14 protein-coding genes are annotated in these 14,122 nt (G+C 34.1%); 4 read left to right on the forward strand and 10 right to left on the reverse strand.

Annotation, left to right across the window (positions count from 1 at the left end; genetic code table 11):
• Window position 1 precedes the first annotated feature (1 nt).
• The 3 genes from Y10_RS11980 to kynU form a co-directional block, all read right to left on the reverse strand.
• Window positions 2–1,102, reverse strand: coding sequence for a DegT/DnrJ/EryC1/StrS family aminotransferase (locus tag Y10_RS11980; RefSeq protein WP_281765626.1), 1,101 nt, complete (start codon window positions 1,100–1,102; stop codon window positions 2–4).
• Window positions 1,095–1,967 (reverse strand): GNAT family N-acetyltransferase, encoded by an 873-nt coding sequence (locus tag Y10_RS11985; protein ID WP_281765627.1) that lies wholly within the window; start codon window positions 1,965–1,967, stop codon window positions 1,095–1,097. Before Y10_RS11985 ends, Y10_RS11980 begins: the two co-directional genes overlap by 8 nt.
• A gap of 259 nt (window positions 1,968–2,226) precedes the next feature.
• Entirely contained in the window at window positions 2,227–3,507 is a 1,281-nt protein-coding gene (gene kynU / locus Y10_RS11990; protein ID WP_281765707.1) for a kynureninase, read from the reverse strand.
• Between the two features lie 111 nt (window positions 3,508–3,618).
• Between kynU and Y10_RS11995 the strand changes: the two genes are divergently transcribed.
• On the forward strand, window positions 3,619–4,260 hold the full coding sequence (locus tag Y10_RS11995) for an O-methyltransferase (RefSeq protein WP_281765628.1): 642 nt from the start codon (window positions 3,619–3,621) through the stop codon (window positions 4,258–4,260).
• Here the strand turns inward: Y10_RS11995 and Y10_RS12000 are convergent.
• The 5 genes from Y10_RS12000 to Y10_RS12020 form a co-directional block, all read right to left on the reverse strand.
• Window positions 4,257–4,844: a phosphatase PAP2 family protein gene (locus tag Y10_RS12000; protein ID WP_281765629.1), complete on the reverse strand. Its 588-nt coding sequence runs from the start codon at window positions 4,842–4,844 to the stop codon at window positions 4,257–4,259. The genes Y10_RS11995 and Y10_RS12000 overlap by 4 nt on opposite strands.
• 5 nt (window positions 4,845–4,849) lie before the next feature.
• Complete coding sequence (locus Y10_RS12005; protein WP_281765630.1) at window positions 4,850–5,137, reverse strand: Sec-independent protein translocase subunit TatA/TatB; 288 nt, start codon at window positions 5,135–5,137, stop codon at window positions 4,850–4,852.
• Between the two features lie 146 nt (window positions 5,138–5,283).
• Window positions 5,284–5,835 carry a TlpA family protein disulfide reductase gene (locus Y10_RS12010; RefSeq protein WP_281765631.1) on the reverse strand — a complete coding sequence of 184 codons (552 nt, stop codon included), beginning with the start codon at window positions 5,833–5,835 and terminating at the stop codon, window positions 5,284–5,286.
• 2 nt (window positions 5,836–5,837) lie between these two features.
• On the reverse strand, window positions 5,838–7,358 hold the full coding sequence (gene gpmI, locus Y10_RS12015) for a 2,3-bisphosphoglycerate-independent phosphoglycerate mutase (RefSeq protein ID WP_281765632.1): 1,521 nt from the start codon (window positions 7,356–7,358) through the stop codon (window positions 5,838–5,840).
• Between the two features lie 86 nt (window positions 7,359–7,444).
• Window positions 7,445–7,897 carry a GNAT family N-acetyltransferase gene (locus Y10_RS12020; RefSeq protein ID WP_281765633.1) on the reverse strand — a complete coding sequence of 151 codons (453 nt, stop codon included), beginning with the start codon at window positions 7,895–7,897 and terminating at the stop codon, window positions 7,445–7,447.
• A 55-nt stretch (window positions 7,898–7,952) separates the two neighbouring features.
• On the opposite strand from Y10_RS12020, the gene Y10_RS12025 reads away from it, so the two are divergent.
• Both Y10_RS12025 and Y10_RS12030 read left to right on the forward strand, forming a co-directional pair.
• On the forward strand, window positions 7,953–8,537 hold the full coding sequence (locus Y10_RS12025) for a Crp/Fnr family transcriptional regulator (RefSeq protein ID WP_281765634.1): 585 nt from the start codon (window positions 7,953–7,955) through the stop codon (window positions 8,535–8,537).
• 64 nt (window positions 8,538–8,601) lie between these two features.
• On the forward strand, window positions 8,602–9,459 hold the full coding sequence (locus tag Y10_RS12030) for an SDR family oxidoreductase (protein ID WP_281765635.1): 858 nt from the start codon (window positions 8,602–8,604) through the stop codon (window positions 9,457–9,459).
• A 76-nt stretch (window positions 9,460–9,535) separates the two neighbouring features.
• Here Y10_RS12030 and Y10_RS12035 read toward each other — a convergent pair whose 3' ends face one another.
• Entirely contained in the window at window positions 9,536–11,722 is a 2,187-nt protein-coding gene (locus Y10_RS12035; RefSeq protein ID WP_281765636.1) for a glutamine synthetase III family protein, read from the reverse strand.
• Between the two features lie 200 nt (window positions 11,723–11,922).
• On the opposite strand from Y10_RS12035, the gene Y10_RS12040 reads away from it, so the two are divergent.
• The gene (locus Y10_RS12040; RefSeq protein WP_281765637.1) at window positions 11,923–12,930 is read left to right on the forward strand and encodes a glutamine synthetase beta-grasp domain-containing protein; all 1,008 of its coding nucleotides are present in this window, start codon (window positions 11,923–11,925) and stop codon (window positions 12,928–12,930) included.
• A 92-nt stretch (window positions 12,931–13,022) separates the two neighbouring features.
• On the opposite strand, the gene Y10_RS12045 is transcribed toward Y10_RS12040, so the two are convergent.
• Window positions 13,023–13,961 (reverse strand): calcium/sodium antiporter, encoded by a 939-nt coding sequence (locus Y10_RS12045; RefSeq protein WP_281765638.1) that lies wholly within the window; start codon window positions 13,959–13,961, stop codon window positions 13,023–13,025.
• Window positions 13,962–14,122: the final 161 nt, after the last annotated feature.

Here is a 14,122-nt window from a genome sequence, read left to right on the forward strand (position 1 = left end):
CTTAATAGCTATTTACAACTTTTATCACCTCTGAAACCTCTGAATCTTTCATAACAGGACTTATTGGTAAACTTAGCACTTCATTATGAATAGCCTCCGTAATGGGAAACTCATACCCATTAAATTCAGCATAAGCTAATTGTTTATGTGGCGGCACCGGATAATGTATAAGTGTTTGCACTCCGTTCTCCTCTAAATACATTTTCAATTTTTCACGTTCCTTAGTTCTAATTACAAACAAATGAAAAACATGATCCATTTTTCCTGAAAAATAGGGCAGCTCAATTTTAGAATTTTCAATTTCGGTAAGGTATCTGTTTGCTATGGCTATTCTTCTTTCATTATCAGCATCTAAATACGACAACTTAATATTTAAAAAACCACACTGCACTTCATCTATTCGGGCATTATACCCCTTTACATCACTTACATATTTTTGTGAAGTTCCATAATTTCTTAGCTTACCTATCGTGGCAGCCAAATCCTTACAGTTGGTAGTTACCGCACCAGCCTCTCCTAAGGCTCCTAAATTTTTAGTTGGATAAAAACTAAACGCTGCGGCATCAGATAAGTTCCCTGCCTTGTTTCCTTTATCATCTACAGCACCATGGGCTTGCGCTGCATCTTCTAACAACAATACACTATGTTTAGATGCAAGATGTTGCAAAGCATTCATATCAGCCAACTGACCGTATAAGTGCACCCCCATTATAGCACCTGTTTTAGCTGTTACAGCTTTTGCTACTTTAGTAACATCTACATTAAATGTATTCTCATCTGGTTCTACCAAAATGGGAGTCAACCCTGCTCTTGAAATTGCCAGTATGGTAGCTATATAAGTATTTGCTGGTACAATCACCTCATCTCCATCACGCAGCTTCCCTAATAATTTATACCCCTCTAAGATTAAATGTATGGCATCTAAGCCACTACCTACCCCTATGCAATAGTTGGTTCCACAATAGGATGCAAAAGCATTTTCAAAATCTTTTACATTTGTACCCAATACATAATACCCACTATCCAAAAAAGCTTTAAAACTACTTTGAAAAGCAGCTTCAAATCTGGCATTAATAGCATGTAGGTCTAAAAACTTAATCATAGATTGAATTTAATAAATCAAGATTATTCACATTTATCTCATAAACGTTTTGCACATAGGTTTGCCCTCCAAAACCCTCTTTCCAATATTGGAGTCCTTTATTTATAGACTTACCATTGTTTTCATTTGAGGTTCCAAAATCAAAATATCTTTTATCAGGAAACAAATCTTTTACAAGATTGGTAAACAAAAAATCTAAACTACCATTTTTATTTCTATCCTCATCCCCTGATATATACTGACAATGAATTACATCATCCGTTATAAATAATGTGGTACCAGCTACCAAATTAGCTTCTTTAAACACATTAAACTGTTTTATATTTTCAGGAAATCTAGTCTTTAACAATCTCATTTCGTCTAGCGAATGAACAGGAAGCGTTTGAAACCTATGTTGAAGATTCGGCTCTAAAATTTGCTTCCAGAACATTTCAAAATCTTCATCTTCTTTAATCGTCAAGGCATTTTTAATCCCCCTTTTGTTACCATTTACCCTACTTCTAGAAAAAGGCAGGTCTAAACCTCTATCAATACTGGTTAGCGTTTCTGTTTTCAATAAGTTCGCTTGTAAAATAAAAAGAACATACTCCAACGCCTCATTAGAAGTAGTACAATATATAGAAGGTATCTTTTTAATAACTAAGTTCTTTACATGTTGCTCTTTCAGAAACTGTAATATATCATAAAAGATAGTTATATAGTCTTCTAACTTGATGGGGAAATTTGTAAATAAGCCACCATACGTTAACCCTTGATGAGAATACACTACCCCATCTTTTATATTAGCGGGTAGTACTGCCACTAGCTTATCCTCTTTAAACACAAGTAAAGAGAAATCTGTAAACATATCACTGTGGTATTCCATAAAATCTCTATGAAACAGAAACGTGGCATTTTTAGCAGTGGCTATAAAGGCATTCCATGCTTCTTTATAATTTGGTGTATATGTAACAACTGAGTAAATAGGCGTGTAAATTTAGTCTAACAAATATGCTAAATATTCATGTAATATACATTTATAAAAACAAAAATCCCTTAGAAGCTCTAAGGGATTGAATGTTATTGCTATTATAATACTTTTAATAACAAGATAAGTTACTGAAAATGTACCAATCTAGTAAAACTTACTTATTTTTCTGAATACCTTTTTTCAATAGTTGACCAAAATGATACATATCTTCAAAAGAGCAATACAAAGGCACCGGAGCCAGTCTAATAACATTTGGCTCTCTCCAATCGGTTATTACTCCATTTTCCATTAAATAATCAAATAATGCTCTTCCTTCCCCATGTAAAAATACCGACAACTGGCTAGCTCTTTCACTAGGGTTTGATGGTGTTATAATTTCAAAAGAACTCCCTACTTCTTTAGCTATATCTAACAAGATAAACTCTAGGTATGCTGTAATTACATTTCGTTTTGCAATCAATTTCTCCATACCTATTTCTTCAAAAAGCTCTAAAGAAGCTAAATAAGGTGCCATAGCTATTACAGCGGCATTACTTATATGCCAAGCCTCTGCGTTAGGCATAGGGGTAAACTCTGGTTCCATTAAAAAACGTCTTTCCTTGTCATGTCCCCACCAGCCTTCAAATCTTGGTATGTCTTTTTTATTTAAATGCTTTTGGTGCACAAAAATACCTGATACATTTCCTGGTCCACTATTCATATACTTATAACTACACCAAGCAGCAAAATCTACACCCCAATCATGTAATTTCAACTCCACATTTCCTGCACCGTGCGCTAAATCCCATCCCACATTAGCTCCTAAACTTTTAGCTTTTGCGGTAATAGCTTCCATGTCAAAAACCTGTCCGTTGTAATAGTTTACACCGCCCATCATCACCAATGCAAGTTCATCTCCAGTTTCTTCTATTGCTTTTAGAACATCTTCTGTACGCCAACAATTCTCACCTTCTCTCTTTTTCACCTCAACAAGGGCATCTTTAGGATCAAAACCATGAAAACGAACTTGGCTCGCTAACATATACTGATCTGAAGGAAAGGCTTTCTCTTCACAGATAATTTTAAATCGTTTAGCCGTAGGTCTGTAAAAAGAAACCATTAGTAAATGAAGGTTTACAGTAAGGGTATTCATTACAGTAACCTCTTCTGGTAATGCTCCTACAATTTTAGATAGTGGTTTTGCAAAACGCTCATGATAATCCCACCAAGGCTTTTCTGCATAGAAATGTCCTTCTACCGCAAGCTCTCTCCAATCTTTCATTATATCATCTACATATTTCTGAGCTCTCTTTGGCTGTAAGCCTAAAGAATTCCCTGTAAAATAGATTACATCTTTACCCTGAATTTTTGGAAAGTGAAATTCTTGTCTGTATGGTTTTAGTTCATCTTGCTGATCTAATTCTCTAGCAAATGCTAATGTATTTTGAAATTGCATCATCCCTATTTTAAAATTGTTCCCAAAAATAAGTTTTATAATTTAATAGCTAAAACAACTAGAGTGTTAGTTTCATTTTTTGAAATGTGTATTTTTGCAAAAAATAAGACAATGCATTTTTTACCAGAAGCTTTAGAACAATACGCTACAGACCATTCTGAAAACGAACCAAAAGTTTTACAGGAACTTACCCGTGAAACGCATTTAAAAATTCTACAACCTAGAATGCTAAGTGGCCATTACCAAGGTAGACTGTTAAGTTTGTTGTCTAAAATTATACACCCTAAAAACATTCTTGAAATAGGCACCTATACAGGGTATTCTGCTATATGCCTTGCTGAAGGACTGCAAGAAGGTGGTACACTACATACCATTGATGTGAATGAGGAGCTGGAAGAAATACAACAAAAGTATTTTGAAAAATCTGGTAATGCCAACAAAATTGTACAGCACATTGGCGATGCTAAAGAAATTGTACCTACCCTACCTGTAAAGTTTGATTTGGTATTTATTGATGCTGATAAGAAAAATTATCCTGCCTATTTTGATATTATTTTACCGATGATGAACAAAGGCGGAGTTTTACTATCTGATAATGTTTTATGGAGTGGTAAGATTGTAGAAGATGTAAAAAGTAATGACAAGCAAACCAATGCATTACTAGAATACAATAAACTATTAAAAGTAGACCCAAGGGTTGAAACCGTGTTGTTACCTATTAGAGACGGGCTAACAATAAGTAGAGTACTTTAAGAGTCTGACTCTACCTCTAAATCATCTCTTGTAATTTTAGGAGAAAACTTCTTGTATAAGTTATAAGAGGTAATTGCCGTAGCAATACCTACCAAAGCACCTACTAGTACATCTGATGGAAAATGTACCGCAAAGTAAAGCCTACTATAACTAAACAATATAGGCCAAAGGTAAAATACCCAAGCATTCTTCATTTTTCTGCGCATAAACAAATAGAAAAATGTAGTTATGGCAAAACTATTACACGCATGCCCTGAGAAAAAGCTATAATCTATAGGCTGAATCATTATCCGTAAAGACTCAAATATCTCCTTATTATTTACAGGCCTTGAGCGTAACACGTACACTTTAACATAATAGGTTAATGAAAGTGTTACTGCTAGTAACGATAAAAATGTATATAAAATTCTGAGCGCCTCTTGCTTGGTGTAACGCTTAATAATCATGAAGATAAAAAAGATGTAAAGTGGCACCCAAAACCAAATTTTTGTAATGTAATACCAAAAAGTATCTTGATACGATGATCCTAGGTTATTTAGGAAAATTAATAGTTCGGTATCGTACGTCAATAACTTTTTAAACATCTATACTAGCGTCTTCTACTTATAGGTCCTCCGGTAATATCTTCTATTCCACTTTCTATATTACCTTTTACCTCATTTATTTCGTTCTGAATGTCTTTAGCAACATCCGTATTTATCCCACTTTTTTCAGCACTGGAACTTATTTCATGTTTAATATCATTAGTGGCGTCTTTAACTTGTCTGATACCTTTTCCTAAGCCACGTGCAATCTCCGGAACTTTATCTGCCCCAAATATCAACACCACCACCAACAACGCAAACATAACCTCTGGAGTACTAATAAATAAAAACATAACTTATCTAATTATTATCATACAAATATAAAGAGTTTAAATGAAGTAATACAAAGCAAACAAAACTCTTTATAGCACTAATAAAGTTAAAATAATACAAAAAAAAGAAAGTTGCTATAACTTTCTTTTTTTGTATTAGCACTCTTTTATTCCTTATAAGGGTCTTTATAATCTTCTGTAGTAAAAATGGCAAGCATATCTTTTTCTAGGGTATCCCAAGGAAACTCAACCATTCTGTTGATTTCTTTTCCATCCTTAAGAAAAACAAAGGTAGGTACATTCAACACATTGTAATCCTTTTCTAATCCATCAGGTGATGTTTTATCTTCATCCAACCCAAAAACTTGAATGTTATGAAAATCTACACTATCCATAATCTTAAAGAAATTAGGAACTTCTCGTTGGCTATCGCTACACCACGTACCCATATATACTTTAACTGTCACTCCTTCTAAATAAGGCTTTACAGCTTCCATTGTTTTTGTGTCAACAGAATAATTGTTATACCCTTCAGAAAACCACGGATACGCACTTTCTAAATCTTCTCTATGTATTACTCCTATCAAGTTTACAGAAGCATCATTAACATCAACTACAGCAGAAGAAGTAGGTAAAGTAGTTTTAGTGGAATTGCTGGTACCACAGGCAACCAATTGCAACACCACTAAAACCACTATTATATATTTAAAACCTCTCAAAATTAGTCTACAAGAGGTTTTTGTGTCATAGCCTCAGGCTGGTCAACACCAATTAATTTTAACACTGTTGGAGCTATATCACCTAAAACACCATCATGTACTTCTTTAATATCTTCATCTACTAAAATAATAGGTACTAAGTTAGTAGTGTGAGCCGTATTAGGAGAACCGTCTGTATTTACCATCGTATCACAGTTACCGTGGTCTGCAATAACTATACTAGTATACCCATGAGCAGAAGCTGTTTCAATTACTGCTTTGGCACATTCATCTACAGACTCACATGCTTTTACAGCAGCTTCCATAACACCTGTATGCCCAACCATATCAGGGTTAGCAAAGTTTAAACAAACAAAATCTACCTCTTCTTTTTCTAATTCAGGTACAATTTTATCTTTAATATCGTATGCACTCATTTCTGGTTGTAAATCGTACGTTGCTACTTTAGGAGACGGACATAAAATACGTTCTTCACCTTCAAATGGTTCTTCCCTACCTCCGTTAAAGAAGAAAGTTACGTGCGGATACTTTTCTGTTTCAGCAATTCTTATTTGCTTTTTACCTGCCTTAGATAAGGTTTCTCCTAACGTATCTTTTATATTGTCTTTGTCGTAAATTACATGAACGTTTTTAAAAGACTCATCATAGTTAGTCATAGTAACATAGTATAAATCTAATTTTTTCATGTCAAAATCAGGGAAATCATGCTGCGTTAACGCATCACTTAACTGACGACCTCTATCGGTTCTAAAGTTAAACATAATAGCTACATCACCTTCACTAATAGTAGCTATTGGATGGTTATGAGCATCGTGTAAACAAATAGGTTTAATAAACTCATCTGTTACCCCTTCGTTATAACTTTCTTGTATTGCTTCTAGTGCATTTAAAGCAGGTTGCCCTTTTCCGTTTACTAATAAGTCGTAAGCTAATTTTACACGCTCCCATCTTTTATCTCTGTCCATTGCGTAGTATCTACCAATAACAGAAGCTAAACGAGCATTACTTTTAGTACAATGTTTTTGTACTTCTTCTATAAAACCTTTCCCACTTTTAGGGTCTACATCTCTACCATCGGTAAAAGCATGTACAAACACTTTTTCTAAATTTTCTTTAGCTGCTACATCTAACAATGCCTTTAAGTGATTAATGTGTGAGTGTACCCCACCATCACTAACCAAACCTAAAAAGTGAACTGCTTTACCGTTCTCTTTAGCATAAGCTAATGCATCTTTTAATTCTTTTTCATCTTTTAGTGTATTTTCTTTTACTGCCATATTAATTTTAGCAAAATCCTGATACACAATTCTACCAGCTCCAAGGTTCATATGCCCTACTTCACTGTTTCCCATTTGCCCATCTGGCAAACCAACATTCATACCGAATGTTTTTAAACTAGCGTTTGGATATTTTGTATATAAACTGTCAATAAATGGAGTATTGGCTTTGTCGATTGCAGACACTTCCGGATTAGGAGATTTTCCCCAACCATCAAGTATCATTAGAAGAACTTTTTTATTCATTAAAATTAAATTTTCTAGTTGTTGTTTTACCGTCAAATATAGCAACAATTTGCCGGTTATTCACTGTATTAAATCATATATTACCGTTAAATATCCTCTAATTTTGCTAATTTTTTTAGCATTGTATAATGGGGTCCAACCAAGGGTATATCAAAAAGAGAAGAGACAGTTTGGTAACCCAATTTTTCATAAAAAGGAACAGCTATCAATCGGGCATTCATCCAAATATAAGCGGCATTCTTTTTTTGCATTGCCTGCTCTGCCTGTACCACCAGTTTTCCCCCTATGCCCTTACCTTGTTGGTTTGGCATTACAGCCATACCTCTTAACTGTATTCCATTACCTTGGTAGGTGTCAAAATTTTTCTCTAACAAGGTTACCACCCCCAGTAGGTTATCCGATTGAAAATACCCTAAATGCACCGTAGTTTCTAACTCATCTCCAGCAAAAACACAAGAGTCTACAGGTTTCCCTTCTCTTAAAACAGGGTGTCTTACTACAATAGTTTCTTCAGCGCTAATAATTTTTATGTGCTCCATATCTTCAAAGATACTATTATAAATGCGTATCTTTATATAAGACATATATTGTAATATGAGTACCAAATTTATAAACTATATTTCATCCTATATTAAACTCACTAATCAAGAGCTTAAAGCACTTGAACCTTTTTGTACAATAATTACTTTACAAAAAAATGAACTACTTTTTAAAGAAGGAGCTGTTGCAAACGAGCTATATTTTCTAAATCAAGGAGCAATCCGCTTATTCTATAATGTAGACGGAAACGAAAAAACAGCGTTCTTTTATCTTTCTAATCAATTTATTTGTGCAGGCGAAAGCTATACTTACCAAACTCCTTCTTCTGAAAATTTTCAAGCCATTGAAAACTCCGAGGTTATCATTTTTAAAAGAAAACACATTGAAAAATTATTAGCTTCTTTCCCAAAGTTTGAAATTATTGCAAGAATAGCGGTAGAGACTGAACTAATTAATTATCAGCACATGGTAAAATCATTTATCACAAAATCTCCAGAAGAGCGCTATATTCAACTACTACAAAATAATAAAGAGCTTTTTCAAAAGGTACCTCAGCAATATATTGCCACATACTTAGGAGTTTCCCCCGAGACATTAAGCAGAATAAAAAAAAGAACCTTACTAAAAATACGTTCTTGATCATCGTCAAGCAGTTCTTCTACAGTAACACATACTTTTACATGAAAATATAATTATAAAAAACATGATACCTAAAAAAGTATTAGTTGCAGGAGCAACAGGATATTTAGGAACTTATATAACGTTGTTGCTCCCAAAAATGGGCTACAAAACGGTTGCCTTAGTACGTAATAAACAGAAAATCGCTTTTAAGAATAAGGATATTATATTAAAAGAGGCTGAAGTAACACAGCCCGAAACTTTAAAAGATAGTTGCAAGAACATTGACTATGTCATAAGCACTATTGGTATCACTAGACAAAAGGACGGGTTGACCTATATGGATGTAGATTATCAGGCCAATGTAAATTTGATAGAAGAAGCTAAAAAATCTGGTGTTAAGAAATTTATCTATGTTTCTGTTTTTAAAGGAAACCAATTAACTCAAACCAAAATTTGTGAAGCCAAAGAAAAACTGGTTACTTATTTAAAAAATAGTGGTTTAGATTACTGTATTATACGCCCCAATGGTTTTTTCTCCGACATGGGCGACTTTTTAAGTATGGCTAAAATGGGTAAAGTTTATTTATTTGGGAACGGAACTCTAAAACTAAACCCTATTCACGGTGCAGATTTAGCTGAAATTTGTATTACCGCTATTAAAGACAAGAGTAAAGAAATTAATATTGGTGGTCCTCAAATAGTTTCTCAAAACGAAATAGGTAAGCTTGCCTTAAACACCTATGGCAAAAAAGAAAAAATTATACACCTACCCGATTGGATTAGAAAATTAACCTTATGGAGTTTAAGAACATTCTCTACACCTAAAGTTTACGGACCCTATGAATTTTTCTTAACTACCATGAATATAGATATGGTTGCTCCTACCTACGGCAAACACACTTTAAAAGAATACTTTAAAGAAAAATCGCAAGCCACTTAAATAATAACTGGTACGAATCTAAAAAAAGAGGTAGCCTAAAAAGGCTACCTCTTCAAATATTTTCAATTATCTAAATCTATTTACTAAAAAGTAATTCCCTAAATTTTAGTAATGGCCAAAAATCATCTGCTACTATTCTTTCTAAACCATCACACAACTCTCTTATTTGTATTGTATAAGCCTTTACTCTGTACCCATATGCCTCTGCACATTTTTGTACATCAGTTATTTTTTTTGCTTTTTCAGCTTCTGTATTCATCAATAAGAGCTTCTTTCTAATTTCTTTAACCGAATTAGCTATATGTTCTATCAGGTTTAATTGTTCTGTACCCAATTCTCTGTAAGTAGCACCAAACACTTCTTTTAATCCTTGCACATTTTCAATTAATACATTTTGGTAACGTAATGCCGCCGGAATTACCATATTATGAGCCATTTCATACAACACTTGGCTTTCAATATGTAATTTTCTCGCATAATCTAATAGCTCAATTTCATAACGTGCCTTAATTTCAGCCTCGTTAAAAACCTTCATTTCCTTATAGAGGGTAGCAGTTTTTTTCTGTAGCAATACTTTTAAAGCTTCTGGTACAATAGAATGGTGACTTAATCCTCTTCTTTTAGCTTCCTGCACCCAATCTACACTGTAGCCATCTCCTTCAAAACGTATTTTTTTAGAAGCCTTAATATATTCTCTCAGAATATTAAAAATAGCCTCATCCTTTTTAAGTCCTTTTTTATCTATTAAAGCATCCACTTCTTTTTTAAAGTCGTGCAATTGTTTGGCTACAATAGTATTTAATACCGTCATAGCACTACCACAATTAGACTTAGCGCCAACCGCTCTAAATTCAAACTTACTACCTGTAAATGCAAAAGCAGAAGTTCTGTTTCTATCGGTATTATCTAAAAGTACATCAGGTATTTTACCTATTACATTTAACTTTAGTTCTGTTTTTTCTTGTGGAGACAATTTTCCTTTAGAAACTCCCTCAAGTTCATCTAACACCTTGGTTAATTGGTCCCCTATAAAAACAGAGATGATAGCCGGTGGCGCTTCATTAGACCCCAATCTATGATCATTCCCCGCGGTGGCCACAGAGGCTCGCAATAACTCTTCATAATCATGTACTGCCTTTATGGTATTAATAAAAAAGGTCAAAAACTGAAGATTCTTCATGGGCGTAGACCCCGGACTTAATAAGTTTACACCTTCATTAGTAGTTAACGACCAGTTATTATGTTTTCCGGAACCATTAACCCCTTGAAAAGGCTTCTCATGAAACAACACTTTAAACTGATGCTTATCTGCAATTTTATCCATAACATCCATTATTAAGGAGTTATGATCTACTGCTCTATTTGCTTCTTCGTGTATAGGTGCTAACTCAAACTGGTTAGGCGCTACCTCGTTATGCCTTGTTTTTACAGGAATTCCTAAGCGCATACACTCAATTTCCAACTCACGTAAAAAACCAATAACTCTATCAGGTATACTACCAAAGTAATGATCTCCAAGATGCTGCCCTTCCACAGCAACGTGTCCTAGCAACGTTCTACCAGCCAACAATAAATCGGGTCTGGCATGCACCAATGTTTTATCTAATAAAAAGAACTCTTGCTCCCAACCTAACGTAGCATTTACTCGCTCAACTGCCTTATCAAAATACTTTGCCACCTCGGTTGCGGCTTCATCAATAGCATTCAATGCTTTTAACAAAGGGGTTTTAGTATCTAAAGCCTCCCCTGTGTACGATACAAAAATAGTAGGTATACACAATGTACCATTATAAATAAAAGCAGGAGAAGTAGGATCCCAAGCGGTGTACCCTCTTGCTTCAAACATATTTCTATTACCACCACTAGGAAAACTAGCAGCATCTGGTTCTTGTTGCACCAATTGCTCTCCATCAAATTTCTCTAACGGAATATGATCATCACTAACGCTAAAAAAGGCTTCATGCTTTTCGGCAGTAGCCCCGGTTAAAGGCTGAAACCAGTGTGTATAATGCGTAGCTCCCTTAGCTACTGCCCAATTTTTCATTCCAATGGCAATGTGATCTGCCTGTTTTCTTTCTATTTTTTTACCAAACTCGGTGGCATTTTTAATATTTTGATAGGCCTCTTCGCTAACATATTGTCGCATTGCAGCCTGATTAAACACATTTTCCCCAAAGATTTCAGATCTTCTTTCAATTTTATCTACAAAAATGGGTTTTTTATTATAGATTTCTCTTAATACTTCAAATCTTACTGACGACATCCTAGCTAAACTTTAATTTATTTACAAAAATATAAATTGAAAACGGTATTTTTTAAAAAAAATCATCACACCCCTTATTTTGATACACTAAATGTAAAAATTAATATTTTTTTAATATTTACCCCCTAGAAATAAGGAGGTATGTTAAAAAAAAATTACTTTTACAGCGAAAAATAAGTTCAATCCAATACTAATTAACAATGAGCAAAGCAAAGCTAGAGTATATTTGGTTAGACGGTTATAAACCAACAGCAAATCTTAGAAGTAAAACAAAAATTGAAACTGATTTTAGTGGTAAGTTAGAAGATTGCCCTATGTGGTCTTTTGACGGTAGTTCTACGCAACAAGCTGAAGGTAACTCTTCTGATTGTTTATTAAAACCAGTTGCTATTTATCCTGACCCTGCTAGAAGAGATGGATATTTAGTAATGACAGAGGTTTTAAACGCTGATGGAACTCCACACGTATCTAATGGTAGAGCTACTATTGATGATGACGATGATGATTTTTGGTTTGGTTTTGAGCAAGAATATTTTTTATGGGATGTTGACTCTAACCTTCCTTTAGGTTTCCCAAGAGATCAAACTCCTCAAGGACAATTCTATTGTTCTGTTGGTGCTAAAAATGCTTTTGGTAGAGAAATTATTGAAAGACACTTAGATTTATGTCTTGATGCAGGAATTAATGTTGAAGGTATCAACGCTGAAGTTGCTGCTGGACAGTGGGAATTCCAATGTTTTGCTAAAGGAGCTCAAAAAGCTGGTGACGATATCTGGGTAGCACGTTATTTATTAGAAAGATTAGGTGAAGAGTATGGTATTGCTATCGTATGGCATCCAAAACCTCTTGGTGATACTGACTGGAATGGTTCTGGTATGCACGCTAACTTCTCTAATGAAGTTCTTAGAACATGTGGTTCTAAAGAAACTTATGAGAAAATATGTGAAGCTTTCAGACCTGTTGTTAAAGAACACATTGAAGTATATGGAGCAGACAACCATATGCGTTTAACTGGTAAGCACGAAACTCAATCTATCCACGAATTCTCTTTCGGAGTTTCTGATAGAGGTGCTTCTATCCGTATTCCTATTATGACTGTTCAAAAAGGATGGAAAGGTTGGTTAGAAGATAGAAGACCTGCTTCTAACGGTGACCCATACAAGATTGCAGCTAGAATTATTAAAACTGTTAAATCTGCTAAAATTTAATTTTTAGTATTTAAAATACAATGTCAACTGCAAAAAGCGTTCGGTATCATATATCGAACGCTTTTTTTATATAGTTAAATCTAATTTCTTGATTAGCTTAATACCGTAAAGTACACAAACAAACCATATACAATTAAAAGTACAATACCTTCTAAAAAGCTTAATCGCATATTCTTAGGAAAGAAAACTAACGGAAGTAATAAAGCAGATATTCCTATCATCCAAAATAAATCATCGTTAAACTCCTTTCCTACTTGTATAGGTGTAATAGTAGACGTTATTCCTAAAACAGCAAGAATATTAAATATATTAGACCCAAGTAAATTACCTAAAGAAATAGCCTTTTCTTTCTTTAACACCGCTGTTACAGAAGCAGCCAATTCTGGTATACTAGTACCAATAGCAATAACTGTTAAAGCAATTATTTTCTGGCTCACATTAAAATCTTCTGCTAAAGCAACTGCTCCTTTTATTAATAACTCAGAACCTCCCCACAATCCAACACCACCAACTATAAGATATAAAACTGTTTTAGTTACAGGTAAAGGCATATCATCTTCCGGTGCCTCGTCTACTACAGCTGGCTTTTGAAACCGCACTAAATACACTAAAAAGAAAATAAGTAACAATACCATTATCAGCCCTTCATACGAAGATAAAATACCATCAAAATAAATAACACCAAACAACACTAAAGAAGACACCATTAAAACAGGCCAATTTATCTGGTAAAAATCCTTTTCTACATCTATTCTTCCTAATAGAATAGTAATAGACAACACCAACCCTAAGTTAGCAATATTAGAACCTATCACATTCCCCATAGCTAAAATAGGAGTTCCTTTTAAAGCTGCATTTACACTCACGATAAGTTCAGGGGCAGAAGTAGCCAACGAGACCACTGTCATACCTATAATAATTTTTGGAATTTGTAAACGAAGAGAAAGGGCTACAGCAGCCTTAAGCAGCCAATTACCTCCAAGTATCAGAAATGTAAAACCTGCAAGTAGGAAAAAAATATTAAGAAACATAGTTTGTTGTTTACTGGTAAAAATACAACTAGAATCTACGAGAAAAGCTTACATCATAGAACTTTAACAAACATTTTTAAATTTTAAAAATCTGCACTACAATCTTACACATTTTTTAAAAATCACATTATGAATACATTAAACCAATAAAAAGCAATAAG

Origin of the sequence: Neptunitalea lumnitzerae (assembly GCF_027924185.1) — a bacterium.
Lineage (GTDB): Bacteria > Bacteroidota > Bacteroidia > Flavobacteriales > Flavobacteriaceae > Neptunitalea > Neptunitalea lumnitzerae.

Coding starts and splice junctions, on each gene's coding strand:
- Y10_RS11980 (WP_281765626.1), bottom strand. CDS start 1,102: ATGATTAAGTTTTTAGACCTACATGCTATTAATGCCAGATTTGAAGCT.
- Y10_RS11985 (WP_281765627.1), bottom strand. CDS start 1,967: ATGGAATACCACAGTGATATGTTTACAGATTTCTCTTTACTTGTGTTT.
- kynU (WP_281765707.1), bottom strand. CDS start 3,507: ATGCAATTTCAAAATACATTAGCATTTGCTAGAGAATTAGATCAGCAA.
- Y10_RS11995 (WP_281765628.1), top strand. CDS start 3,619: ATGCATTTTTTACCAGAAGCTTTAGAACAATACGCTACAGACCATTCT.
- Y10_RS12000 (WP_281765629.1), bottom strand. CDS start 4,844: ATGTTTAAAAAGTTATTGACGTACGATACCGAACTATTAATTTTCCTA.
- Y10_RS12005 (WP_281765630.1), bottom strand. CDS start 5,137: ATGTTTTTATTTATTAGTACTCCAGAGGTTATGTTTGCGTTGTTGGTG.
- gpmI (WP_281765632.1), bottom strand. CDS start 7,358: ATGAATAAAAAAGTTCTTCTAATGATACTTGATGGTTGGGGAAAATCT.
- Y10_RS12020 (WP_281765633.1), bottom strand. CDS start 7,897: ATGGAGCACATAAAAATTATTAGCGCTGAAGAAACTATTGTAGTAAGA.
- Y10_RS12025 (WP_281765634.1), top strand. CDS start 7,953: ATGAGTACCAAATTTATAAACTATATTTCATCCTATATTAAACTCACT.
- Y10_RS12030 (WP_281765635.1), top strand. CDS start 8,602: ATGATACCTAAAAAAGTATTAGTTGCAGGAGCAACAGGATATTTAGGA.
- Y10_RS12035 (WP_281765636.1), bottom strand. CDS start 11,722: ATGTCGTCAGTAAGATTTGAAGTATTAAGAGAAATCTATAATAAAAAA.
- Y10_RS12040 (WP_281765637.1), top strand. CDS start 11,923: ATGAGCAAAGCAAAGCTAGAGTATATTTGGTTAGACGGTTATAAACCA.
- Y10_RS12045 (WP_281765638.1), bottom strand. CDS start 13,961: ATGTTTCTTAATATTTTTTTCCTACTTGCAGGTTTTACATTTCTGATA.